Consider the following 23342-nt stretch of genomic DNA (forward strand, 5'->3'; position numbering starts at 1 on the left):
GATCCCCGTATGAATACCAATCATTTAAGGTGCTGCCTTACAAAGGCGGCGCCGGTTTTATCTCATTTAATAGATCACGTTTCGGTCATCTCCGCTTTTCCTAATGCCTCCTCCCCACCCAATTGCTCTCTGCAAAATTAAAAATGCAATGCATTTAAAAACATAAAATACAAAATAAACAACGCGTTAATTATTAATTAATCTTATAAGGAAAAGCAAAAGAACACTCAAAAAAGTTGTAATATCAAGAGAAACGCCTGCATACTAACCTTGCGCGACAGAGTCGTGAAATCAGCCTTCGATATTAGCAATTAATATACCGAGATCTTAAGGAATTGCGGCGCCCCCACTTTTATCGCCGTCAGGACAAATAAAGGAACTTAATAAGGATATGAAGATAACTAATAATGCGCTAATAAATAGTTCAATATGCACAACGGCATTATTTTTATTCAGCACGACAGCATACGCAGCCTCAATAAACCTTGTTGACGGCCAAGAGCATTACCTCAATAACGAAACCTATACCGACGGCGGACAAGGCAGCGGGGCCCTCAGGGTCTTTGGCCAGGGAACCACCGCGATAGGCGATTCGCTAACGCTTCTACCCACGTCATACAGTTCCGGCGGCGCATACGCGGGAAGCGGCGGAAAAATCGTTCTTACCAACAGTACGGTAACGTCAGACAACGCCAATGACTCCTTCGTTTATGCTCTGTGGGCAAGATGGGACAACGGTAACGCCCAATCCACCATTGAAGCAGCGCAGACAACGGTAACCACCGCCGGCTCAAGCAGCCACGCCGCCGTTGCTCAAAGTGGCGGCTACATAGCGTTACGCGACAGCCATCTGACAACGTCAGGTTCCGGAGCCGCCGGCATTTTCTCTACCGGTTCAGGGACGTATACCGGGCTCCCTTCTTTGGTAGACGCTGACAATGTGACTATCGAAACCACCGGCAGTTTAGGCTTCGGCGCTCAGCTTACCGACGGCGGACGCCTTACCTTCCGCCAAGGAGAAATTAAAACCCAAGGGCAGCAAGGCGTCGGCGTAATGACTTATGGAGCCGGCTCCGAGGCTCGCGTCATCGACAGCAACATTACCACATCGGGCGAGGACAGCGTCGGCATAGCGGCCCAGCTTAATAGCGCCATCACGATGACCGGAGGGAAGATTGAAATACAGGGTGGCGGCGCAACGGCAATCGCACTCGCAAAAACCGGCTCGACGATACGTCTGAGCGCAGTAGACGGCCTCGCTTCACGCGATGCGGCTGTTGGGCTATCGGTGTTGACCGGCGGAACGATGACGGCCTCAGACGGTAGCCGAATTCGGGTCACGGGTGTTGGCAGTACCGCGCTCAGCGTTAAAAACGGCGGAGACATCACCATACGCTCAAGCGCGGTAGAAGCTCTGGGGCAAGGCTCTGTAGGACTCTCCGTTAAAAATGACGACATGACCACGCAGGCTCAGCTTACGCTGACGGACAGCACGCTAAGGGCGGAAAAAGCCGCGTTTGAGATTGAGAGCGGAAACGCAAAACTATCCCTGAATAATGCTTCCGTTGAGGCTCAGTCCGGCATTATTCTCGATCTCGAAGGTAAGGCCCCTGGTACCGCCTCTGCCGTCATCGACAGTGCGGCTTCTCGGCTAAGCGGCGATATTCGAGGCGCATCGCTCGACCTGAACATGAGTTCAGGCTCCGTTTGGGCAGGAAGCGCCCACGGCGACAGCATAAGCGGCCGCTCGCCAAACGTCGTGATAAGCGACAGCCGCTGGAACCTGACCGGTAGCTCTGGCCTGGATAAGCTGACGCTCAACAATTCTACGGTCGATCTTTCCCATGCGCAGTCCGGCAGTGGCTACTCTACGCTGAGCGTCGCCCATCTGAGTGGCAACGGCTCGTTCGTTTTACGTACCGACATTGTCGGTGACGGTATCAACAACGCGGGCGACAGGCTGGTAGTGACGGAAACCAGCGCTGGAAACCACTTATTAACCATAACGAACCGCGGCAGCCTGGCGACCACCGGCAATGAGGTATTAACGGTAGTGGAAACAGCAGACGGCGCCGCAAGCTTCACGTCCACCTCTCAGGTGGAATTGGGAGGCTATCTGTACGACGTGCGCAAGAACGGCAACAGCTGGGAGCTGTACTCTTCCGGCGCTTATATTCCACCAACGGATCCAACTCCGGAGGAAAAGCCAAAACCGCCCGTCACAACAACGGCGGACGCCGGCGGTAACTACCTGAACGTCGGCTATCTGTTGAACTATGCCGAAACCCAGACGCTGATGCAGCGTATGGGCGACCTGCGTCAAAGCGGCGAGCGGGGTAACGCGTGGATGCGCGGGTTCGGCGGTAAGTTCGACGCCTTCGCCAGCGGCAAGCTGAGCGGATTTGACATGACCTATAGCGGAACGCAGCTGGGCTTCGATAAACGCGTTTCCGCCGAAACGCCTCTGTACATCGGCACGTTTATGGGCCTGACCCGCGGTTCACCGGACTACCGTAGCGGAGACGGCACAGTGCAGTCTCACCACGTGGGCCTTTACGCAACCTATATGGCGGATAGCGGTTTCTACATTGACGGCATCGCCAAGCTTTCCCGCCTGAAAAACTCGTTCAGCGTGATGGACAGCCAAAGTAATAAGGTCAGCGGCAGCGGTAGCTCAACGGGCGCCAGCGCTTCGGTAGAAGTCGGGCAGAGGCTCAGTCTTAGCCTGCCGGGCAACGGCTTCTATATTGAGCCACAGGCTCAATTCACCTACGGGCATCAGACCGCAGCGCACATCAACGCCAGCAACGGCCTGAGGATCCGTCTTGGCAGCTACGAGTCAATGATTGGCCGCGTCGGCACGCTGTTTGGCTATGAAACAGCGGTAGGTAATAGCAAAGTTGACGTTTACCTGAAAACGGGGCTAGTCAGAGAGTTCGACGGCAACACGGCCTATAGGCTGAACGGTTCACGCGAAGCGCACGGCTTCAAGGGAAACTGGTGGAACAACGGATTGGGGGTTAGCGCCAGCATAAATGATGCCCATGCGCTTTATGTGGAAGTTGACAGCTCAACGGGCAACCGATTCGACCAGCGTCAAGTTAACGGCGGATACCGCTTTAGTTTCTGACCGTTCCCCGTAATAATCGCCCGTTAAAGCGGGCGATTATCTTTATTCTCAACCTTTAGGCGATGGCGAAACGGCGTTGAGAATCAGTCATTTTTTTACTCTATGAACGATGTCGAAATAGTCGTTTTTATTGCCCTGCTCAGGATAGATCCTGTAAGTATATTCCTCAGGAGTTACCTTGACGTTTTCAACCACGCGGGTAAACAGAACGTCGCCTTTGTCATTCTTTGCCGTCAGTGAACGGCTTTTACCATCGTCGCTGAATGACCAGTCGCCCTGCATCTTAGGCTTGCCGTCAAGGGTGGTCATTTTAAACGTGCCGTCGGGATAGTATTCCGCTACGCCAAAAAAGTTGGTAACCCGCTTGTCTTCCGCGCTTACGCTTTTCTTATCCTGATTCAACGCTTCGGTCGTTACCCAAACCTTACCCACCATAATTTGCTCATAGGAATTTAGCTTGCTCTGCGCGGCCTTTTGCTGGCTCTCTGTCTGAGAGGAAGCAGCATGAACCGTAAAGGCCGTAACGGATGAAATAGCCAACAGCGCAGGGATTAATATCTTTTTCATCATATCTCCTAAGTGGATATACAAAATACACATGCAACGCTTTTATGGTTTAGAGTATATAACCCGCATCAATAATAACAATATCATTACATTCATTTACATTTAAACAACATTATCTTTCTTAAGGTTGTATTAATAATTAGGTTCTAACCTACCGGAGAAAAGCATTTCCTTGGGCATAGCCCCGGCATTAGCTGTAGCTATTCTTTTGCATTCGGGCACTTCGCTGACGCTATTTAGCCTGACAGCCTGATAACCTTAAGGTATTTATATTTATGCTTGCGACATTCAGCGCCAACCCTTTGTTCAGCTGGAGTGCCTTAGGATGGGCGTTGCTCTATTTTTGGTATTTTTCTACCGTCCTACAGATAGTCGTGGTGCTTCGCCGCCAGAGCGGTGGAACCGGTTTTCGCGATTCGCTCCTATACAGCACGCTGTGGTTGATCCCTGCGCTGTTATTTCCTGACTATATGGCGCCGCTGGCAGCGGTCATCGGGGTGATCCTATGGGTCGGCTCCGTTGGCGCGTTGGTCTACTACATGATTTACGGCAGCGAATTCTCGCAGAGCGTGCTGTTTATCATGTTCGAAAGCAATCCGGCGGAAGCCGGCGAGTACTTTAAACAATATTTCCGCTGGCCGATTGTTGTCGTCCTGCTGGCTTATACTGCCGTTGCCGTGTATCTATGGAACCAGCTGGAGCCCATTTATCTCTCTCCCGGCTGGAGAATCGGCGTCAGCCTGCTGATCCTCTACGTGCTGTTTGGTGAGAAACTGCGTCGCAGCCTGCGCGCACGCTGGCCGTGGCGGCGAATTATGGCCCGACTGATGGAGCGCATGGAACCCGCAGCGCCATGGCAGCTGGTTATCGCCTACTGCCAGTACCGCGCACAGCTGGCTAATTTGCAGCAGCAGTTGGACGGCAACAGCGCCATCGCGCCGCTGGAAGATTTGCAGGATAAAAACGGCGACACGCCGCGAACCGTGGTGCTGGTGCTAGGTGAGTCCACCCAGCGCAACCGCATGAGCCTGTACGGCTATCACCGGCAAACCACGCCGGAGCTTGACGCTCTGGCCGCCAGCGATCCGAACCTGACGGTATTTACCGACGTGGTCTCTGCCCGACCGTATACGATTGAGATCATGCAGCAGATCCTCAGCTTTGCCGACGAAGAAAACCCGGATCTCTACCTAACCCAGCCGTCGCTGATGAACATGATGAAGCAGGCCGGCTATACCTCATTCTGGATAACCAACCAGCAGACCATGACCCAGCGTAATACCATGCTGACCGTATTTTCGCGCCAGACCGACCATCAGTATTATCTGAATAACCAGCGGCGCCAAAAAAGCCGGCAATACGATGAAGTGGTGCTGGCCCCGTTTGCCGAAGCGCTAGCGCATCCGGCAGAGAAAAAATTTATCGTGGTGCATCTGCTCGGCACCCATCTCCACTATAAGTACCGCTTTCCGGAAAGTTACGCCCGGTTCAGCGGCAACGAAGGTTTACCGCCCTCCCTTGACGCCGGGCAAATAGAAGCCTGGAACGATTACGACAACGCCAATTTATACAATGACTTTGTGGTTTCAAGCCTGGTAAAAACCTTTCGCGACAGCTCTCCGAACGGCCTGCTGGTGTTCTTTTCCGATCACGGCGAAGAGGTGTTTGATACCCCGCCGCATACCCAACAGGGGCGCGACGAGTACGCGCCGACGCGCCCGATGTATGAAGTGCCGTTTTTTATCTGGCAGTCTCCACAATGGGCGGCCCAGCAGCAGGCTGACCTTAAACAGTTCACCGACCGCAAGCTCAGCCTGACGGAGTTTATTCACGGTTGGTCGGAGCTGGTTGGCGTGAGCTATCGCGGCTGGCAAGCAGATAAAAGTCTGATAAACCCGGCGTGGCAGCCTCGTCCGCGCTGGATTGGCGACCCGTATCAGAAAAATGGCTTGCGGGAGTTCGACAGTTTGCCAAAGACCGTTAAACCTGGAGCTGAGTGTTAAAAGCGCTCAATGTCTAGATTGATAATACGCAATCAAATACCCCCAAGAGCGATGCCGTTGGGGGTTTTTGCTGCCTGTTATTTTGTCACGCGGGTGTTGTCAGAACCTTTTAACGGATAGAGATTGTTGAATATCAGCCAGCGGCCCTTAGCTGTAGGGAGGTCAGACAGGTTTGGCTATCGCTGGCCGTTTGAATAGGAAATGCCGCCACTTTTCCGCCGCGGCTAACTTCAATGACGCCTTCTATATTGCGCGGTAGCCATACGCCGACAAAGCCGTTTTGATAGCTTTTCATTTCCCTATTTACCAACACATTTCCCTGCTTGTCGGTGACTTTTACATTAAACAGCGTGTTCGGCATTTCCCCTTGGCAGCCAGAAAGGCTGTGATTGAAGCAGGGGTGCGTCTGCCGCTCATAGGGGGCAAAAGAGAGGTAAAACTTATCGCCGAGCGGCAAGGTATAGCTTTGATTGCCTGAAGATAATTTCAACGCAGTGCCCGTCACTGAAGCTGAGTACCCCAGAGGGCGGGCCTGAGGATTTTGATCGATAGCATCGATGATTTGCTCAACGGATTTCCCCGCAAGCCCGTGTTCGGCTAAAAACTCAGCCTCGGTGGCCGAAAGAACGCTCCCGCTGAATAAGCTGAAAAATAAAAATAATATCGCCTTTTGCATAATGACCTCTTTAAATAATAGTTAATGACGTGATTATTATTCAAGCCATTATATTAACGTTAAGCCGGCACAATAAACCGCAGTAAATAACGCCCGGCACTCATTCTGATAAACATGTTCAGCCATTTTTTTCTGCTCAAGTTTACCCTTTCGTTTTTTACTGTCGGCAAGTGATTAAAACAATAACGCTGAAAATTGCAATGCAAAAAGGCAAAATTATTATGTTACCGCCGCGCTTTTATAAACAAACCCGACGCCTTACCATCGCAAGAAAATAAGGCCGGGGTATTGGTCGCTATTTCAGAAAAGCCCGCATGTTAGCCATAAATGCGGGCATTCCTGATGCGCTGTATCTGCCTGAGGAAGAGCCAGTTCTTCAGGTGTCCCCACACCATCTACCCCTTATGGAACGTTGCGACGCACGCAACGGCTTCGGCAGAGCAGGAAGCGTCCACCAGCATAAAGCTGACGTCGTCCTGCTCTTTCGGCCATATGCGTTCCCCTTTGTCGTTTAGCGGCAGCACGTCTCCTGTCGCAAAAGAAAGCGCGCACGAAATCCTATTCGCCTTTCTTGCTGAGCAGCTCCTCTAAAAACTTATATTCAGGCTTGGTTTGGTTTAACTCACCGCGAAGCGCGCCGGCGTGACCGACGGTAACGTGGCATGAAACGCACTGAACCGGCGTATCCGTCTGCTGCATGTCTTTATAGTGCTGATGCATTTCTAAAGATTTAGGATTAGAGGCTTCGGCCTTATCCAGCAGTTTGCTGTGACAGCCGAGGCACCCCGAGTCATAAACATAGGCCTCACGCTGTTCTCGGCGGGCTATCCAGTCTATTTTAGACGTATCGGTAAACGCGCTTTTGAAGGCGTCGTTAGCCCCCTGCGCGCCCTTTGAAACCAGATAGTCCAGCGTATTGGTATGCGGAAGATGGCAGTCCACGCATTCTGCGCTAAACCCGTGCGGGTTATTGCCGCCGTGGATATCCTGCCTGAACGTTTTCACCATCGGCTGCATTTCGTGGCAGCTCCCACAGAAGCTTTCGTCGCCGGTATTTCTTACCACTTCAGCGCCAAGCAGGCTTATGCCAATGCCGACCAGGACGGTGACGCAAGCCAGTAAAAAGATAAAGCGTATTCTACTCATGTCATTTTCCTTCTCTATGGCGTTGGCCCAAACCAGTCTCGGGTATTGTCGTGGCAAGTCTCACAGAGATTGCTCGACGGCCTGTGCTCGGCGTGGCACTCGTAGCAGTCCAGGTCGAGCCCATCGTGTAAGGAGCGATGGGGATTGGTTTGGTTGACGTCCATAAATCCGGTGCGCTTGGCGACCTTCTCGGCACTGCCGTGGCAGGTCAGGCAGTCTTTCGTCGCCAGCGGCTTATATTCGGCAACATCCTGCTCTTTATGGCAGGCCGAGCAGGGTAAATTCAGCTTTTGATGATGGGCCTTTAGCGCATACTTGTGCGAATCATCAACCGTACTTTTCGATTCTACCGCCGCGCTCTGCTCCGGCCCTGACAGCGCGTAAGGCGAGAAAAACAGGTAAAGCGCGGCCAGTATTAACGAGAACTTTTTCATTGTTATTTCCTACGGTTAACCGATTATTCCCAAGGGGTTTCCCTGCCGGCGTTTTCTCCGGCAATCATGCCGAAAACGCCGCAGTCTAGGCTGCCGCAGGCGGTAAGGCGGATATACCCGTAGCTCCCCGCAGAGGCTTCGCCACAGACAAAGACGCCGGGAATAGGCTGCTCGGTAACAATATCGAGGGGGCGCGCTTCGGTGTTGATCATCGCTCCGCCCTGGCTGTAGTTGTAGCGGGGGTTCAGCCACATCGCGTAGTACGGGGCTTTACTGATAGACGTCGACGACTTCATTAAGCGCTTAGGCTTGCCAAACTTATCCTTATCGTTAGCCATGTCGCGATTGTATTCGTCGATCGTTTTCTCTAATTCGGCCACGTCCATATTAAAGTTGCTGGCCAACGCCTCAAGCGAGTCAAATTTCCACATCGTGCCCTCAGTGCCGTTTTTTCCTTCAAGAGACAGGGTTAGACGCTGTTTATCGTGGTAATTATCGATCCCGGTTTGGTCATAGATCAGAATGATTTGTTCGCCGTCTATCTTCATGCGTTCTGAGAGTATTTTTAGCCCCAGCCCCTGACGGTCGTTGTTGTTATATTCATCGACGAAGCGCTTACAGGTTCTTGGATTAACCAAAATACCCCATAGAATGTCTTCGGTTGGAATAGGAAAGGCGAATCGAAACAGGGTCATGTGGATAGGCTTAAAGCCCGCTTTAATCATGGCCTTTAGAGCGCCAGCCGTTGCGCCCGGGTTGGCGGTCGAGACGGAGTTATAGAGAGCGCCGACCTCGTCGCCGCGAAACTTACGGTCCTGGTTATAGCCGCCTGTGGCCATAACGAGCCCCCGCTTTACCTTGTAGTAGCGAGGGCTGCCGGTACTGTTAAACGCAGGACTATCGTTTAGACCGAAGTCTTTAACGTCACGGTTAAAGATATAGTTCTCTCTCACCCGTACGCCGATAACCCGCCCTTCATCGTTGCGGATAATCTCTTCCAGCAAAACCTGTTTGCGGATTTCAACATTAGGAAGCTTTTCCTGAACGTACTTTTGCAGGCTTTTTACAATTCCACTGCCGCCGTGAACCGGCCATACGCAGCGGGCACGGGAGTGGCCGCCGAGCGACTTGATGCCCGTTCCATCGCCGATGGACTTATCAAACTCAACGCCGTGATCGCATAAGAAATTAAACAGGGACAGAGTATTCTGGGCAATTGTCCTGGTAAGCTCTACGTGGCTATATCCTCGAGACTCTTTTTCTATATCGGCTAATAAGAGCTCCCATGAGTCATCCGTGACGCCGGCTTCTTTTTGCCACGGCGATCCCACAACGGCCATATTCAGGCCGGATATTAATGACGATCCCCCCAGTCGGGACATCTTATCGGCCAGAACGATTTTCAAATTGGGCGTCGTTTCCGCCGCCTTGATGGCGGCGATAAAGCCGGCCATGCCCGTCCCCAGGACGAGAACGTCCATCTCTTCATCCCAATGGATGCTTGATGCGTTCTCTTTAGCATCGGCACTAAACGGGAGCATTGCCGCCAGCGGCGCAACGGCAGCAGAGGTGAGGCCTAAACGAAGAAACTGACGTCTGGAACTGTTGTTTTTCATATCAATACCTTTTTATAGTTATGACGGCTATTGATACGGTGCAATAACGGCTTTTATTCCTCTATAGTGGTTTACCGCATACCTTTTGGCGGTTTGATATATATCAATACCGGGATCGGCGTTAAGACTAGTGTGTCATTAGTACAAATAGCTAAGCGTGGCGGGCATGGTATTAAAATTGGACAGACTAATCAGGCTAATAATTGGATTATTACTCATCCTGCTCACTGCACCGATACTGAAAGCGGAAACCTACCAACAGCGCTATATCATACGCGTTGGCGTATTATCGTTTGATGACGCCAATAAGGGCGTTTATCGCTGGCAGCCGACGATAGACTATTTGAATCAGCGCTTCCCTCAGTATCAATTTATTCTTATTACTGGCGACATTAAGAGTATCGATCAGCTGGTGGCCAGCGGAACTATCGACTTTGCCATTACTAACGGCGTCAAGTTATTACAGTATCAAAGCGAATATGACGCCGTCCGGATGCTCAGCTTAAATCCTATATACGGTGAGCCTCGATACGCGATAGGCTCTACGGTGATTGCCCGCAGCGATATGCCCGATATGACCCGCTGGGAAGAGATTAAAAACAGGCGCATTGTTATTACAACGCCGCAGGCGTTCGGCGGCTTTCAAATCATCGAGAGAGAGTGGCTAAAAGAGGGAATCGATCCAATAAAGGATTTTACCCGGCTGAGCTTTGTCGGACTGCCGCAGGAAAACTTATTATCTCAATTGGCTAACAATGAAGCAGATATTGCCGTACTGCCAACCTGCGTATTGGAACTGGCGATTAAATCAGGCCGCTTTGACGCCGGCCAGTTTAAGGTGATTAAAGCCTATCCGCAGACGGCGTTGCCCTGCCTTAGCTCAACCCCGCTTTACCCTCACTGGACGCTTTCCCGAATGCAGCACGTTCACGAACAGCTGGCTCGGGAAATCGCCCAGGCGCTGTTATCAATAAAGCCCGACGATATGCCCGCTCTTCAGGGAGAATATCGAGGATGGACCGTACCCATTAACGACAAAAGCGTTGTTGAACTCATGCAAGACATTGGGCTATCGGACAGTGGCGGCCATCTTAAGGTACTATGGCAAAAGTATCGGGGATGGCTGTTCATCGTTATGGGATACGGGCTGCTACTGGTCGGCTACCATTTGCGGGTTAACTATCTGGTCAAGACCAGAACGCGCAAGCTGCAGCAAATGATGGAACTAAATCAGGCGTCCTCAGAATGGCTCCGCACTCAGCAGGAACAGTTCTATTCCGCCCAGAGGATTTTGCTGTCGGGCGAGATGGCGGCAGGGATGGCCCACGAGCTCAACCAGCCACTCATGGCGATTAATAACTACGTTGTCGGATGCAGGATGCGCTTGCAGCAGCGACCTTTGGATATTGCCGCCCTAGACAACGCGCTTGAACAGGCCATTCGGCAAACGGCAAACGCGAAGAGCGTGATTCAACACGTTCGATTTTTTATTAAGCGCCACCCGGAAAAGCAGGAAGAAATTTGTTTAAACCTGGTTATTGCCAACGCGCTGTCACTGTTTTCAAACGAGCTAAAGCGCGGCGGCATTACGGTTGCCGCACCAGAAGCGCCGGAAGTCGTGATTCTCGCCGATGAGATTCTTATCCAGCAGGTCTTGGTTAACCTCATTCGCAACGCGCTGGACGCGATTAAGCTGCGGGAACCTCTGGTACGCGATCCCCAGATTACCTTTGAAATCGTCCCGTCGTCTTCTAAAGCCACGCTGAAAATTCGCGATAACGGCGTTGGGCTAACCGAGACGCAAATAGAGCGACTGTTCGTTCCGTTTGTCACCAGTAAGGACAGCGGCCTCGGCTTAGGAATGGCGATTTGCAAGCGTATTATCGAGGCCCACGGCGGGCGCATCTGGGCCGAAAGCCAGCCGGTCGGCGCCTGTATCTGCATTACGCTGCCGCGGATAAACGGAGTAACGCAATAATGTTAAAAGCGATCTATTTAGTTGATGACGATCCCGCGATTCGGGATTCCCTTATCTGGCTGTTAGAGGCGGCGGGCATCAGGTTGATTAGCTTTTCATCCGCCGATGCCTTTTTACAGCAGGTCGACGTCACCCTGCCCGGCTGCGTACTGTTAGATATTTGCATGCCGGGAATGACGGGCGTGGAACTGCAGGAGCAGCTAATGCGTCAGGACAATGTGCTGAGCGTTATTTTTCTCACCGGCCACGCGGACGTGCCTACCGCCAGCAAAATCTTTAAAAACGGCGCGTTTGACCTACTGGAAAAGCCGGTGGATATCGATGAACTGCTCCGGGTTATCCGCCAGGCGCTGATAAACAGCCAGAGGAAGTTTGAGTGGTTTGAGAAACACTATCAGCTGCGCAACGCGTGGGAGCAGCTAACGGAAAGAGAGAAACAGATCCTTGCGCTGGTATTGGAGGGGCTTTCAAATAAGGTTATCGCTGACCGCCTCTATCTGGCGCTGCGTACAGTGGAAATCCACCGTCATAATATGATGAAAAAGATGGGAAGCGATTCGCCTATTCAGCTGGCTCATGCGTTATCGAAGTATATGGACGTTAATAGTTTCACCGATAGAGAATAAAGCGTCCCCCACCAGAGCCTACGCTATTCCGTTGACGAGCTCGGGGCGTCAAGCCATCGCTCACGCCTATTATTCATCTAATGCCGTTTCCAATTGCTGATCACGATACATATTCCGATATCACCCGGCCGGCGGCACCAGCGCCGCATAGGCGCCTTGCTGGGCTATGCGCCCCTCCTGCAAAACCAAAATTTCATTGGCATACCGCAAGCCGGAGAGGCGATGTGTACAGAGAATCAACGTTCGCCCCTTCCCCCACTGGCGCAAACTCTGCAAAATACGACGTTCAGTACGGTCACCTACTGCAAAAAGCGCTGAATCGAGAATCACTATTAACTAACAGGGCTAGAGCGATGGCAATTCGCTGTTTCTGAGCGCCGGATAACATAACGCCGCGTACGCCGACTTCGGCTTGGTACCCCTGCGAAAAACTCAAGATGTCTTCATGTATACAGGCCAATGTGGCCGCCTGCTCAATTTTATTTTGCTTGGCCTGCGGATACCCTAGCGCAATATTTTCGGCAATCGAAGCAGAAAAAATGTCAGGCGAACCTTATGTTCATCATCTCATTCAGCTAAGACCGGAGAGATAAACCCTAATCCGTTGTCCAAACGTAGCATCATCGGATGGCGGAAGATCTCTAGCTGTAAATGGCACTTTTATGAGGGGCGATTACAATTACAGGGAGCAGAACCTCTGCGGCGGTTCATGATCGGAGTGATCCAGGACGTGATTGTTTCCTCGAGTTACGGCCCTTATTTACCGGGTGGCGTCCTAAAAGAAAAGTGCCAAATATTTTGAGTAAGCAGCCAATCATCTGGATTGTTAATCCCCGTAAGCGCTCAGTCCGCCGAGTATCTTTGCCCAATCTTTATTGTATAAGGGTGCAATATGAAAACTTACCTCAGTAAAATGAAGCAGGAATGGGCTGAGCTGATTGAGAGTACCTCTCCAGAGGTTCTGTCACTTGCGGCTAAGATTGCGCGTGAACACGCTGTGCCACTGAGTCAAACATTCTATGAAATTATGCTTGACGATCCTGAAGCGGAAGTCTTTCTGACAAATGAGCAGGTAGAGAAATATCTCAAACCGGCGCTGGCCGAATGGACGGAAAATGTGCTTACCTGTACTCAGGATAACATTGATCAGATGATATCCGTACAGCAGCATGTCGGAGAGGTGCATGCCCGGATAGGAATACCCGTACAGCTTGTTGAGATGGGCGCACGAACGCTGAAAAAACTGCTCTTTCCCCTTATACAGACTATGGAGTATGACTGTACTGACCGCGATCGGGTGGCACTGTGCCGCTTTGCAGTAGTCAGTATCGACCTTGCTATGGAAATCATGTCACGGGTATTTTCATTCAGTGACAATAGCGCTTCCCGAGAAGATGAGAACTACCGGATTTTTTCACTACTTGAAAACGCAGAGGAAGAGAAAGAGCGCCAAAGCGCCAGTCTTCTCTCTTGGGAGAATGACCTGATTTACAGAATTATGGTAGATACCGACATGGAAAGCGTACGACCACTGAGCAGGGCTGATTTTGGTCTGTGGTTTAATCATAAGGGGCGCCACTATTTCAGCGGACTACCGGAAACGGGCTACATTGCCAAGCAGCTGCAGGAACTGGATGAACTGGTCATCCGTACTCAGAACACACCCAAAGCGCTTGCCCGACGCGAGCAGCGGGTAAGCCTGTTGCTTCAGGTGAAAAGTGCACTGCTTCAGATAAGTATTTTTTTAAAAGCCCTGTTTGATGAGGTATCAAGGCATGAAGTGGGAATGGATGTTCTCACCCGGTTGCTAAACCGCCGTTTTCTTCCAACCATATTCAAACGTGAAATTGCCCAAGCAAACAGAAACGGAACCTCTCTGTCGGTTCTGATTATTGATGTAGATAAATTCAAACAGATCAACGACAGCTACGGGCATCAGATTGGGGATGAGATCCTTTGTAAGGTCTCACAGGTTTTCTATAATAATGTTCGCAGCAGTGACTATGTTTTCAGGTATGGTGGCGATGAGTTTCTCATTGTGTTGACTGAAGCATCGAAACATGAAGTCCGGCAGGTTGCAGAACGAATCCGTGCGATGGTCAGTAAACAAACGGTAATGGCCCCTAACGGGCAGCGCATCGTGCTGTCTCTGTCCATCGGTGGTGCAATGTTCAGTGGTCACCCCGATTACGAACGTCTGATTCAAGCGGCCGACGAGGCGCTGTATCGGGCCAAAACGCTTGGGCGTAACCGGGTAGAAATGTAAGAGTTGGGGTGAACAAAAGGAGCCTCCCATTGCCATCAGATAGCTTTACTGGCTTATTACCTGATTTGACAGTTCTTACCTTAACATCCGTGAGTGCTATAGGGTTTCCTCCATCCGCTGGCGCAGGGTTTACCTTTACGAAGGTTGTACCAACATTTACCAACAAGGGTTAATTGATGTCGATTGAATTGTGCTGACGTCAGGAAAGGATAAATCGAGGGAAAAGCCAGTAATTACGCGGATTTCAGATACAAAAATGGACGTCGGTTGACGTCCATTTTTTAAATATTGGTACCGAGGACGGGACTTGAACCCGTAAGCCCTAATGAGCACTACCACCTCAAGGTAGCGTGTCTACCAATTCCACCACCTCGGCACGGACCGACGGGATTAACCCATCGGTTTAAAACTCGTTCCCTTATTTAGGGATATCGCTGCTCGGCGTATTTGGCTTCACCGGAGCGGTTTGTTCAACCTTAACCGGTGCGCTCAGATCGTCGAATTCGCCGACTTTCTTTTCCTGACGGCTGCTCAGGTTACCCAGCGCCAGACTGATAATGAAAAACAGCGTGGCCAGAATCGCCGTAGTACGGGTCATGAAGTTGCCTGAACCGCCGGAACCAAACAGCGTTGCGGAAGCTCCGGAACCGAAAGAGGCACCCATGTTGGCCCCTTTGCCCTGCTGCAGCATAACCATACCGATCAGACCGATGGCCACCAGCAGGAAAATAATAAGAAGCGCTTCGTACATATTCTTGCCTGTAATCCTTGCGGGATACCCCGTCGTAAAGCTTGCTGGTTCAAAAGAGGGAGAAACTAACGATTTTCTCAACCTAACCAGAGCGGGTGTGAATACTAACGAAAGCCACAAAGAGGTGCAAGCGCATTTTTATTCATCGTGCGCATTTGTAGAAAAAACCAGCGTTTCCGGCGTGCTCTTGCGGCTTATCTTGATCATTATAAGGGAAAGTCCCCGGTCTTATCCATCTCTAATATAGGCGAGTGCCGCCATTCTTCTCTTTGCGGAAAATGGCGGATTTAGCGCCTACGCCCCATAGTAATCGATGGTTCTTTCCTGCGTAAAACGGTTCTCCTGTGGCCCCCACTCGGCGTGTAGCCAGTTAGCGTGGTGATCGTAGCGACTATAGTGCTTTTCACTCCGCCTTTTATGCTTCGCGTAAAACTTAGCCTCGGCAATAATTCGCTGAAGAATATTATTCTCGTTGTAGTCAAAGTAGTAAGAGGACTCATAGCTGCTGTCGCGAGAAAGAGAATCGCTTCTGGCCAGTAACCCGTTGGGATTATAGTGATAGCGTTTTACCGTATACCCTTCAGAATACTCTTTTTCCACCTGCGATTTTTCGATGACTTCGGTCAGTTGCCCTTCGATGTTGTAAATAAACTGCCTCATCCATCCGCTGTTCATAAGTTCGCTTTTAACGATACGACCCTGTCCGTCCTGCTGGTAGCGCACGACGACGTTTCCTACGCTGCTCAGCTGGCCGTTTATTATCCAGTTAATGCTCTTCACCCAGCCCTGACTGTCTTTATAAACATAAGTGACGGACTCGCCGCGGCGGTTCTTTTCGCGCCGCTTAACCCGTACGACGTCGCCTTCGGGGCTGTAGTCAATCTCGCTGGAAATAATCCGCTCGCCGTTACGAAAGGTCACTTCTTTCAGCTTTTTCACGCGAAGCGGCGCAGGAGAAAAAGCGTGAGCCGAGTTTTCGGTTAACGCCAGATTAAAGGAAAAAATAGCTTTGTCTTTTGAGCTAAGCGGAGTGCTGGCATAGGAAAGACAAGAAAAAGCGAACAGGCATATGAGTAAAAAATAATGGGTAAAAAACGCCCTCATCGTCACCACCACACCCTATATGTTATTGCTAAATTCCATTCGGGCAGGATTTTAGCACCATAAAACAGTGTGGAACAACAATTATTGCCCACATGAACGATTGCCTATATTAATTATTTATAAGCGTTTCAAATTTATCTTTTTTTCCGTTAAAAACGTTGAAATCAACAAACGTTTCTATGCCTTCCAGCTTCCCGCGGTTGGCGTATTGCCAAAATAACCAGTCCCTGTTATCAGGCTGGAGCCCAGGCTTGCGATAAACGTCCCGTAGCCAAATCGCGCTTTTCGGCATTTTGTCTATCAGGAAGTCATCATAAAACTCTCTGGTTACATACAGGATAGGCCTCTGCCCATACGCCTTTTCAAGCCGATCGGACAACACCTCAACCTCTTTAAGCACCTCCAACCTGCCGGAGGTTAACTGACAATTGCCGCCGTACTCGAGATCGATAACCGGAGGCAGAGTCCCCTTTTCAACCGGCACAGAGGAAATAAAGTTATCGGCCTGTTCATCTCCGCTGCTGCAAAAGGTAAAAAAGTGGTAAGCGCCGACGACAAATCCCCTTTGACGGGCGTCCTTCCAATTAAGGTGGAAGCGTTTGTCTTTAAAATTTCCCCCTTCCGTCGCTTTGATAAAAATAAACTGGATCTCGGCAGTATTAAGCCTGTCCCAATCGATCTCTTTTTGATGATGGGAGATATCGATTCCCTGAATAGGGAACTCTTCCCGGGATGGGTAGTTAAAGCGGATAACCCCCTGATAGAGGGCAAAAACCATAAAAGCGGCAAGCGCCGCTATGCTGCATGCTATTGCGAGTAAAAGCCTTATGCGCATAATATCCCTGTTCATTCATCCCTGTCGTATGCGAAGTAAAAGGGCGGATAAATCCGCCCCGCTTTTCCTCATTGGCCCGTTAACGCCGCTAGCCTGCGGCTTTAACTGCATCGGCAATGCGATTTGCCAACGCCAGAACCTGCTGTTCGTCTTCACCTTCGACCATCACGCGGATCAGAGGTTCAGTGCCGGATTTCCGCAGCAGAACTCGACCGCGTCCCGCCAGAGCCTCCTCCGCTTCCAACGTAGCCTGCTTCACACTCTCCGTCGCCAGCGGATCGTGCTGCCCAGAGAAGCGAACGTTAACCAGAATTTGCGGCAGCAGCTTCATTCCGCTGCACAGGTCGTGCAGGCTCATCTGGTTGCGCACGACGGCGGCCAGAACCTGCAGGCCCGCAACGATCCCGTCTCCGGTCGTGGTCTTATCCAACAGGATAACGTGCCCGGAGTTTTCCGCGCCGATGGTCCAGCCTAATTCGTTCATTTTCTCCAGAACGTAGCGGTCGCCCACTTTCGCTCTGGCAAACGGGATGCCCAGCTGCTTAAGCGCCAGCTCCAATCCCATGTTGCTCATCAGGGTGCCAACGGCGCCCCCTTTAAGCTGCCCTTTGCGCAGCGCTTCGCGGGCGATGATGTACATGATTTGGTCGCCGTCGACCCGGTTGCCGAGGTGATCCACCATAATGACGCGGTCGCCGTCGCCGTCAAAGGCGATGCCCAGATCGGCCTTCTCGGTGAGAACGCGCTCTTGCAGCGCACGCACGTCGGTTGCGCCGCACTGCTCATTGATGTTCATGCCGTCCGGCTCGCAGCCGATGGTGATAACCGTCGCTCCCAGCTCGCGCAGCACGCTGGGAGCGATGTGGTAAGTCGCGCCGTTTGCACAGTCAACAACGACTTTAAGGGAACTCAAGCTCAGTTCGCTCGGAAAGCCGCCCTTACAGAACTCGATATAGCGCCCGGCGGCGTCGTTTATCCGGCTGGCCTTACCCAGCTCGGCAGACGTCACGCAGGTCAGCGGTTTTTCCATCTCGGCTTCAATGGCTTCTTCAACCGCGTCGGGTAGCTTGGTGCCGTCTATCGAGAAGAACTTGATGCCGTTGTCGTCAAAGGGGTTATGAGACGCAGAAATTACGATACCGGCCTCTGCGCGGAACGTCCTCGTCAGATAGGCCACCGCCGGCGTCGGCATGGGGCCGGTAAATGAAGCCGACAGCCCTGCGGCCGCCAAACCGGCTTCAAGCGCGGATTCCAACATATAGCCGGAAATACGGGTATCTTTACCAATAATTATCTTTCGCGAGCCGTGGCGAGCCAATACCTTACCTGCGGCCCAGCCCAGCTTGAGAACGAAGTCAGGCGTAATCGGATGCTCACCCACCTTGCCGCGGATGCCGTCAGTACCAAAATATTTACGTGTGCTGCTCATGATGTTTTTTTATCCCCTTGCGCCAAGCGTAGCTTCCACAATTCGCATTGCTTCCACCGTTTCTTTAACGTCGTGTACGCGAATAATTTGCGCCCCCTGCATTGCAGCGATAGTCGCGCAGGCGATGCTTCCAACCAGCCGTTCTGAGGGCGGTACGTTCAACAATTGCCCAATCATTGACTTACGCGACATTCCGATCAGCAGCGGCAGTCCGAAACGGTGAAATTTGGACAGGTGAGCCAGCAGCTGATAGTTATGTCGCAAATTTTTACCGAAACCAAAGCCGGGATCGAGCACTATTTTTTTTCGTTCAATACCGGCCTGTTCACAACGCGCGATCTGCTCGGCCAGAAAGGCGTCAACTTCAGCAACGACGTCATGATAGTGCGGTTCCTGCTGCATCGTTCGCGGCATACCCTGCATGTGCATCAAGCACACGGGCAACCCGCACTCGGCCGCAGCCTCCAGAGCTCCGGGCTCCTGAAGCGCGCGAATATCATTAATAAGATGAGCACCCGCTCGGGCGGATTCACGCATCACTTCCGCCTTGGAGGTATCAACGGAGATCCAAACGTCAAAATTACGGGCAATGGCTTCAGTTACTGGAATCACTCGTTCCAGCTCTTCCTCAACCGATACGTCAGCAGCGCCCGGGCGGGTAGACTCGCCGCCAATATCGATAAGCGTCGCGCCTGCCTGAATCATCTCGTTAGCGTGGCGCAGCGCGCTGTCAATCTGGCTATAGCGTCCGCCGTCGGAAAAGGAATCCGGCGTAACGTTAAGGATCCCCATGACTTGAGGATAATTGAGATCCAGCGTGAGCCCTCGGCTTTCTAACTTCATGATGATTCTTCAACCTCTCATCGCGTCAAAAAAATAATACGCGCCGCCGGTATCCCTCAACGACGGCATAACCCGGCCTTATTTATTTACCGTCAGGCCATGAGCAATTTGGCGAAACTCCGGCAAAAACTGCTCGCTAAGCTCGCTCTTCACAATCCCTTTAATGACGTAATATCCATCGGAGGAAACGATGATGGCCTGATAGACCTTAACCGGCTTATGGTTACGCGCATCCTCCGCATTAGCCTGAAGCTCCACGGCATCCAAACCGCCTATTTTCAGGCTTTTTACGCTGTCTTTCACGACTTCCGCTTCAATTAGCGACGAAGTGCTTTTTAAATGCTTTTCGGCAAATGAGGCCAAGTCGCCGATTTCAACGTTATTAAACGACGGGGCTATAACCAGCAACGGCTCTGCGCTTTCCGACGGGAAGGGGTCACCAGGACGCGTCATGGCAAGCGCGCTGTTCATACGCTTGGTTATCTTAAGGTTTTCCGTTTCTTTTACCGTATAGCTCAGGCCGTCCAGACTTACCTTATTTCTCGCCTCGTCTTGAACTTCCAGACTTAGCAAGGCGTCTTTAATCTTTGCGCCTTCAGTGCTTTCATTCGCTGCCTGATAGGTTCCAACCATCATCAGCGAACCCTTACCGTCGCCCTGCAGCAGGATCCACTTATGGTAGTCCACGCTGCCGTCGCTTTGCGCTATCTTATACAGCCACAGCTTTTTCCCCTGACGCTCCGCCTGCTCTGAACCCAAAACGCGAACACCCTTTACGGTCAGCAAGTCGGGAATGAATCCGTGCTGCACTTCTTCCAGCGGGGATGACATTTCGGTCGCCATAATGGAAGCGCCGCTCTTTTCATTGAAATAGCCAGAAAACTGCTTTGACTGAGCAAAGCCTTCAGGCGGATTAATCGACGCGGCAACGCCAGGGATTTTTTCTATCGCCTGAGCGCCACTTGCCAGGCCAAAAAGGGAAAACAGCAGTGCCGTTGCTAAACGATGCATCTTCATAGCGCAATATAACTCCGTGATGTAATTAAACGTCCCTGGGCGCAAACAGCATCGTAGTAAAATCATCCTTTTCTATCGATGTCACTTATCAACAAACGTCGCGATACGGCCCAATATCCGGACGTCACAATATCATATTGCGCCCCTTGTCGCTGCCGTTTCTTGACGTAAAAAAACGGCCCTCCGTTTGGAGGGCCGCTTAGCGTTAAACAACGTTTTAATTACATCGCCGGCTTGTCGCTGGGTTCGTTTTTATTGAACTCGGGCGACGACGGCTTTTCTTCTGAAGCCGGAGGCGGATTTTGCGCGCTGCCGGCCGGCGGCTGCTTCATGCCGCTGCTCTGGGTATCATCCCATCCGGCAGGAGCGCGAACTTCGCGGCGCGCCATCAGGTCGTCGATTTGCGGAGCGTCAATCGTCTCGTACTTCATCAGCGCGTCTTTCATGGCGTGCATGATGTCCATGTTCTCTTCCAAAATCACCCTTGCGCGCTGGTAGTTGCGCTCAATAATGGCCTTCACTTCCTGGTCGATAATGCGCGCCGTTTCGTCAGACATGTGCTTGCTCTTCGAGACGGAGCGCCCCAAGAACACCTCGCCCTCTTCTTCCGCGTACAGCAAAGGCCCCAGCTTCTCGGAGAAGCCCCACTGGGTCACCATGTTGCGAGCGATAGAGGTCGCCACTTTAATGTCGTTAGAAGCGCCGGTAGAAACCTTTTCCGAACCGTAAATCAGCTCTTCGGCCAAACGACCGCCGTACAGCGTTGAAATACGGCTTTCCAGCTTCTGGCGGTTTTCGCTGATGGCGTCGCCTTCCGGCAGGAAGAACGTCACGCCCAGCGCGCGGCCGCGAGGAATAATCGTGACTTTATGCACCGGATCGTGCTCCGGCACCAGACGACCGATAATCGCGTGGCCCGCTTCGTGATAGGCGGTAGACTCTTTCTGCTCTTCCGTCATCACCAGAGAACGGCGCTCGGCGCCCATCATGATCTTGTCTTTGGCCTTTTCAAACTCCACCATCGACACTACGCGCTTTTTCGTGCGAGCGGCGAACAAGGCGGCTTCGTTGACCAGGTTAGCCAGATCCGCGCCGGAGAAGCCCGGCGTACCGCGAGCGATAACGGATTCGTCTACGTCAGGCGAAACCGGCACGCGGCGCATGTGCACCTTCAAAATCTGAGCGCGACCGCGAACGTCCGGCAGGCCAACGACGACCTGACGGTCAAAGCGGCCAGGGCGCAGCAGCGCGGGGTCAAGCACGTCAGGGCGGTTAGTTGCAGCGATAACGATAACGCCTTCGTTGCCTTCAAAACCGTCCATTTCAACCAGCATCTGGTTCAGCGTCTGCTCACGTTCATCGTGACCACCGCCTAGACCGGCGCCGCGTTGACGGCCAACGGCATCGATTTCATCGATAAAGATAATGCACGGGGCCGCCTTCTTGGCCTGTTCAAACATGTCGCGAACGCGAGATGCGCCCACGCCGACGAACATTTCAACGAAGTCGGAACCGGAGATAGTGAAGAAAGGCACCTTCGCTTCGCCAGCGATAGCCTTCGCCAGCAGCGTTTTACCGGTACCCGGAGGCCCTACCATCAGTATGCCTTTCGGGATCTTGCCGCCCAGCTTCTGGAAGCGGCTCGGCTCGCGCAGAAACTCAACCAGTTCGCTTACGTCTTCTTTCGCTTCGTCGCAGCCCGCCACGTCGGCAAACGTGGTCTTGATCTGCTCTTCGGTCAACATGCGCGCCTTGCTCTTGCCGAACGACATGGCGCCTTTACCGCCGCCGCCCTGCATTTGGCGCATAAAGAATATCCAGACGCCGATAAGCAACAGCATCGGGAACCAGGAAATAAAGACCTGCTGCAGGAAGCCCTGCTGCTCCGGTGGCTCACCAACAGTCTTCACGTTATTTTTCAATAACATGCTAAGCAACAGAGGATCTTCCGTCGGCATATAGGTCGTACGCGCGGCGTCGTCCATCATCTTGTACTTGACTTCACGCCCGCTGATTCTGGCCTCTTTCACCTGCTTATTGCTGACCTGTGTCATAAATTCGGAATAGTCAGTACGGCTTCCGCCGGGCTCACTGGTTCCGAAACTCTGGAACACCGTCATCAGGACAACAGCAATGACCAGCCAGAGAATTAGGTTTTTCGCCATATCACTCAAGGAATTAACCTCATATTACAATGGTGTTAACGTAACAATACGCGTTAGGGTACTATAGTTTGCGCCCAGTCGCTACAATGTATACTTCACGCGAACGAGCCCGAGAAGCATCAGGTTTACGAATCTTTACTTTTGTAAACATTGAACGGATTTCACGTAGGTATTCGTCGAACCCTTCCCCTTGGAAAACTTTAGCGACAAAGCTGCCCCCTGGCGCCAGTACGTCTTTACACATCTCCAGCGCCAGCTCCACCAGATACATCGCTCTGGGGATATCAACCGCAGGCGTACCGCTCATGTTGGGCGCCATGTCGGACATCACAACCTGAACTTTGCTTTCCCCGACTCTTTCCAACAGCGCCTTGATCACCATCTCATCACGAAAGTCGCCCTGAAGGAAATCAACTCCGACGATAGGATCCATAGGCAAAATGTCACAGGCGATGATACGCCCCTGATTGCCGATTTGCGTTACCGCATACTGCGACCACCCGCCGGGCGCGGCGCCCAAATCGACGACGGTCATACCGGGTTTAAACAATTTATCGGTCTGCTGTATTTCGTCGAGCTTAAACCATGCGCGAGAGCGAAGCCCTTTTTTCTGCGCCTGCTGGACGTATTTGTCGCTAAAGTGTTCCTGTAGCCAGCGCGTTGAGCTGGCTGAACGCTTTTTATTACCCATTCGGTATTCCAACTGTACTAATATTAGGGTGTATTTCAGCTTCACGCCAAGTTGGTGCTAAGTAT

General features: G+C 51.8%; 18 protein-coding genes, 1 tRNA gene and 2 pseudogenes. 5 read left to right on the plus strand and 16 right to left on the minus strand.

Annotation, left to right across the window (positions count from 1 at the left end; all coding sequences use genetic code 11):
- The first annotated feature begins 391 nt into the window (after positions 1 to 391).
- Positions 392 to 3130, plus strand: coding sequence for an autotransporter outer membrane beta-barrel domain-containing protein (locus tag G544_RS21115; protein ID WP_051155845.1), 2739 nt, complete (start codon positions 392 to 394; stop codon positions 3128 to 3130).
- Positions 3131 to 3217: 87 nt separating this feature from the next.
- Here the strand turns inward: G544_RS21115 and G544_RS0119045 are convergent, their stop codons facing one another.
- The gene (locus tag G544_RS0119045) at positions 3218 to 3700 is read right to left on the minus strand and encodes a DUF4822 domain-containing protein (protein WP_027276049.1); all 483 of its coding nucleotides are present in this window, start codon (positions 3698 to 3700) and stop codon (positions 3218 to 3220) included.
- Between the two features lie 272 nt (positions 3701 to 3972).
- Between G544_RS0119045 and cptA the strand changes: the two genes are divergently transcribed.
- On the plus strand, positions 3973 to 5700 hold the full coding sequence (gene cptA, locus G544_RS0119050; RefSeq protein WP_027276050.1) for a phosphoethanolamine transferase CptA: 1728 nt from the start codon (positions 3973 to 3975) through the stop codon (positions 5698 to 5700).
- Positions 5701 to 5833: 133 nt separating this feature from the next.
- Here the strand turns inward: cptA and cueP are convergent, their stop codons facing one another.
- From cueP to G544_RS0119075, 5 genes and pseudogenes are all read right to left on the minus strand, one after another.
- On the minus strand, positions 5834 to 6376 hold the full coding sequence (gene cueP / locus G544_RS0119055; protein ID WP_027276051.1) for a copper-binding periplasmic metallochaperone CueP: 543 nt from the start codon (positions 6374 to 6376) through the stop codon (positions 5834 to 5836).
- A gap of 395 nt (positions 6377 to 6771) precedes the next feature.
- A pseudogene (locus tag G544_RS22295) lies at positions 6772 to 6933 on the minus strand (deaminase); the annotation flags it as partial.
- Position 6934: 1 nt separating this feature from the next.
- Positions 6935 to 7522, minus strand: a complete 588-nt coding sequence (locus G544_RS21120) for a cytochrome c3 family protein (RefSeq protein WP_036024662.1) — start codon at positions 7520 to 7522, stop codon at positions 6935 to 6937.
- Positions 7523 to 7536: 14 nt separating this feature from the next.
- Positions 7537 to 7956, minus strand: coding sequence for a cytochrome c3 family protein (locus tag G544_RS0119070; RefSeq protein ID WP_027276052.1), 420 nt, complete (start codon positions 7954 to 7956; stop codon positions 7537 to 7539).
- Positions 7957 to 7979: 23 nt separating this feature from the next.
- On the minus strand, positions 7980 to 9572 hold the full coding sequence (locus tag G544_RS0119075) for an FAD-dependent oxidoreductase (protein WP_027276053.1): 1593 nt from the start codon (positions 9570 to 9572) through the stop codon (positions 7980 to 7982).
- 178 nt (positions 9573 to 9750) lie between these two features.
- On the opposite strand from G544_RS0119075, the gene G544_RS0119080 reads away from it, so the two are divergent.
- Together G544_RS0119080 and G544_RS0119085 are read left to right on the plus strand one after the other, a co-directional pair.
- Entirely contained in the window at positions 9751 to 11550 is a 1800-nt protein-coding gene (locus G544_RS0119080; protein WP_027276054.1) for a sensor histidine kinase, read from the plus strand.
- On the plus strand, positions 11550 to 12176 hold the full coding sequence (locus tag G544_RS0119085; protein WP_027276055.1) for a response regulator transcription factor: 627 nt from the start codon (positions 11550 to 11552) through the stop codon (positions 12174 to 12176). The genes G544_RS0119080 and G544_RS0119085 overlap by 1 nt, the downstream gene beginning before the upstream one ends.
- A gap of 123 nt (positions 12177 to 12299) precedes the next feature.
- Here the strand turns inward: G544_RS0119085 and G544_RS22550 are convergent.
- Positions 12300 to 12726 (minus strand): annotated as a pseudogene (locus G544_RS22550) (multidrug ABC transporter permease/ATP-binding protein); the annotation flags it as partial.
- Positions 12727 to 13068: 342 nt separating this feature from the next.
- Here G544_RS22550 and G544_RS0119090 point away from each other — a divergent pair.
- Positions 13069 to 14442: a diguanylate cyclase gene (locus G544_RS0119090; protein ID WP_027276056.1), complete on the plus strand. Its 1374-nt coding sequence runs from the start codon at positions 13069 to 13071 to the stop codon at positions 14440 to 14442.
- A gap of 289 nt (positions 14443 to 14731) precedes the next feature.
- On the opposite strand, the gene G544_RS0119095 is transcribed toward G544_RS0119090, so the two are convergent.
- The 9 genes from G544_RS0119095 to rlmE form a co-directional block, all read right to left on the minus strand.
- Positions 14732 to 14818, minus strand: a tRNA-Leu gene (locus G544_RS0119095).
- 42 nt (positions 14819 to 14860) lie between these two features.
- Complete coding sequence (gene secG, locus G544_RS0119100; protein ID WP_027276057.1) at positions 14861 to 15193, minus strand: preprotein translocase subunit SecG; 333 nt, start codon at positions 15191 to 15193, stop codon at positions 14861 to 14863.
- A 294-nt stretch (positions 15194 to 15487) separates the two neighbouring features.
- A complete protein-coding gene (locus G544_RS0119105) occupies positions 15488 to 16132 on the minus strand; it encodes a hypothetical protein (RefSeq protein ID WP_147654619.1) in 645 nt (214 codons plus the stop codon).
- A gap of 274 nt (positions 16133 to 16406) precedes the next feature.
- On the minus strand, positions 16407 to 17147 hold the full coding sequence (locus tag G544_RS0119110; protein ID WP_081650840.1) for a glycoside hydrolase family 25 protein: 741 nt from the start codon (positions 17145 to 17147) through the stop codon (positions 16407 to 16409).
- Positions 17148 to 17220: 73 nt separating this feature from the next.
- Positions 17221 to 18561 (minus strand): phosphoglucosamine mutase, encoded by a 1341-nt coding sequence (gene glmM / locus G544_RS0119115; protein ID WP_036024665.1) that lies wholly within the window; start codon positions 18559 to 18561, stop codon positions 17221 to 17223.
- Between the two features lie 9 nt (positions 18562 to 18570).
- Positions 18571 to 19404, minus strand: a complete 834-nt coding sequence (gene folP / locus G544_RS0119120) for a dihydropteroate synthase (RefSeq protein WP_027276061.1) — start codon at positions 19402 to 19404, stop codon at positions 18571 to 18573.
- A 78-nt stretch (positions 19405 to 19482) separates the two neighbouring features.
- Positions 19483 to 20421: a hypothetical protein gene (locus G544_RS0119125; RefSeq protein ID WP_027276062.1), complete on the minus strand. Its 939-nt coding sequence runs from the start codon at positions 20419 to 20421 to the stop codon at positions 19483 to 19485.
- A 221-nt stretch (positions 20422 to 20642) separates the two neighbouring features.
- Positions 20643 to 22595 (minus strand): ATP-dependent zinc metalloprotease FtsH, encoded by a 1953-nt coding sequence (gene ftsH, locus G544_RS21125; protein WP_071783433.1) that lies wholly within the window; start codon positions 22593 to 22595, stop codon positions 20643 to 20645.
- Between the two features lie 52 nt (positions 22596 to 22647).
- On the minus strand, positions 22648 to 23277 hold the full coding sequence (rlmE, locus tag G544_RS0119135) for a 23S rRNA (uridine(2552)-2'-O)-methyltransferase RlmE (RefSeq protein ID WP_027276063.1): 630 nt from the start codon (positions 23275 to 23277) through the stop codon (positions 22648 to 22650).
- Positions 23278 to 23342: the final 65 nt, after the last annotated feature.

Source organism: Leminorella grimontii ATCC 33999 = DSM 5078 (assembly GCF_000439085.1).
GTDB lineage: Bacteria > Pseudomonadota > Gammaproteobacteria > Enterobacterales > Enterobacteriaceae > Leminorella > Leminorella grimontii.

Excerpts from the sequence above, each read along its gene's own strand:
- cptA (WP_027276050.1), top strand. The coding sequence starts at position 3,973 with ATGCTTGCGACATTCAGCGCCAACCCTTTGTTCAGCTGGAGTGCCTTA.
- folP (WP_027276061.1), bottom strand. The coding sequence starts at position 19,404 with ATGAAGTTAGAAAGCCGAGGGCTCACGCTGGATCTCAATTATCCTCAA.
- G544_RS0119045 (WP_027276049.1), bottom strand. The coding sequence starts at position 3,700 with ATGATGAAAAAGATATTAATCCCTGCGCTGTTGGCTATTTCATCCGTT.
- cueP (WP_027276051.1), bottom strand. The coding sequence starts at position 6,376 with ATGCAAAAGGCGATATTATTTTTATTTTTCAGCTTATTCAGCGGGAGC.
- G544_RS0119070 (WP_027276052.1), bottom strand. The coding sequence starts at position 7,956 with ATGAAAAAGTTCTCGTTAATACTGGCCGCGCTTTACCTGTTTTTCTCG.
- G544_RS0119110 (WP_081650840.1), bottom strand. The coding sequence starts at position 17,147 with ATGAACAGGGATATTATGCGCATAAGGCTTTTACTCGCAATAGCATGC.
- G544_RS0119125 (WP_027276062.1), bottom strand. The coding sequence starts at position 20,421 with ATGAAGATGCATCGTTTAGCAACGGCACTGCTGTTTTCCCTTTTTGGC.
- G544_RS21115 (WP_051155845.1), top strand. The coding sequence starts at position 392 with ATGAAGATAACTAATAATGCGCTAATAAATAGTTCAATATGCACAACG.
- glmM (WP_036024665.1), bottom strand. The coding sequence starts at position 18,561 with ATGAGCAGCACACGTAAATATTTTGGTACTGACGGCATCCGCGGCAAG.
- G544_RS21120 (WP_036024662.1), bottom strand. The coding sequence starts at position 7,522 with ATGAGTAGAATACGCTTTATCTTTTTACTGGCTTGCGTCACCGTCCTG.
- G544_RS0119090 (WP_027276056.1), top strand. The coding sequence starts at position 13,069 with ATGAAAACTTACCTCAGTAAAATGAAGCAGGAATGGGCTGAGCTGATT.
- G544_RS0119085 (WP_027276055.1), top strand. The coding sequence starts at position 11,550 with ATGTTAAAAGCGATCTATTTAGTTGATGACGATCCCGCGATTCGGGAT.
- rlmE (WP_027276063.1), bottom strand. The coding sequence starts at position 23,277 with ATGGGTAATAAAAAGCGTTCAGCCAGCTCAACGCGCTGGCTACAGGAA.
- G544_RS0119075 (WP_027276053.1), bottom strand. The coding sequence starts at position 9,572 with ATGAAAAACAACAGTTCCAGACGTCAGTTTCTTCGTTTAGGCCTCACC.
- secG (WP_027276057.1), bottom strand. The coding sequence starts at position 15,193 with ATGTACGAAGCGCTTCTTATTATTTTCCTGCTGGTGGCCATCGGTCTG.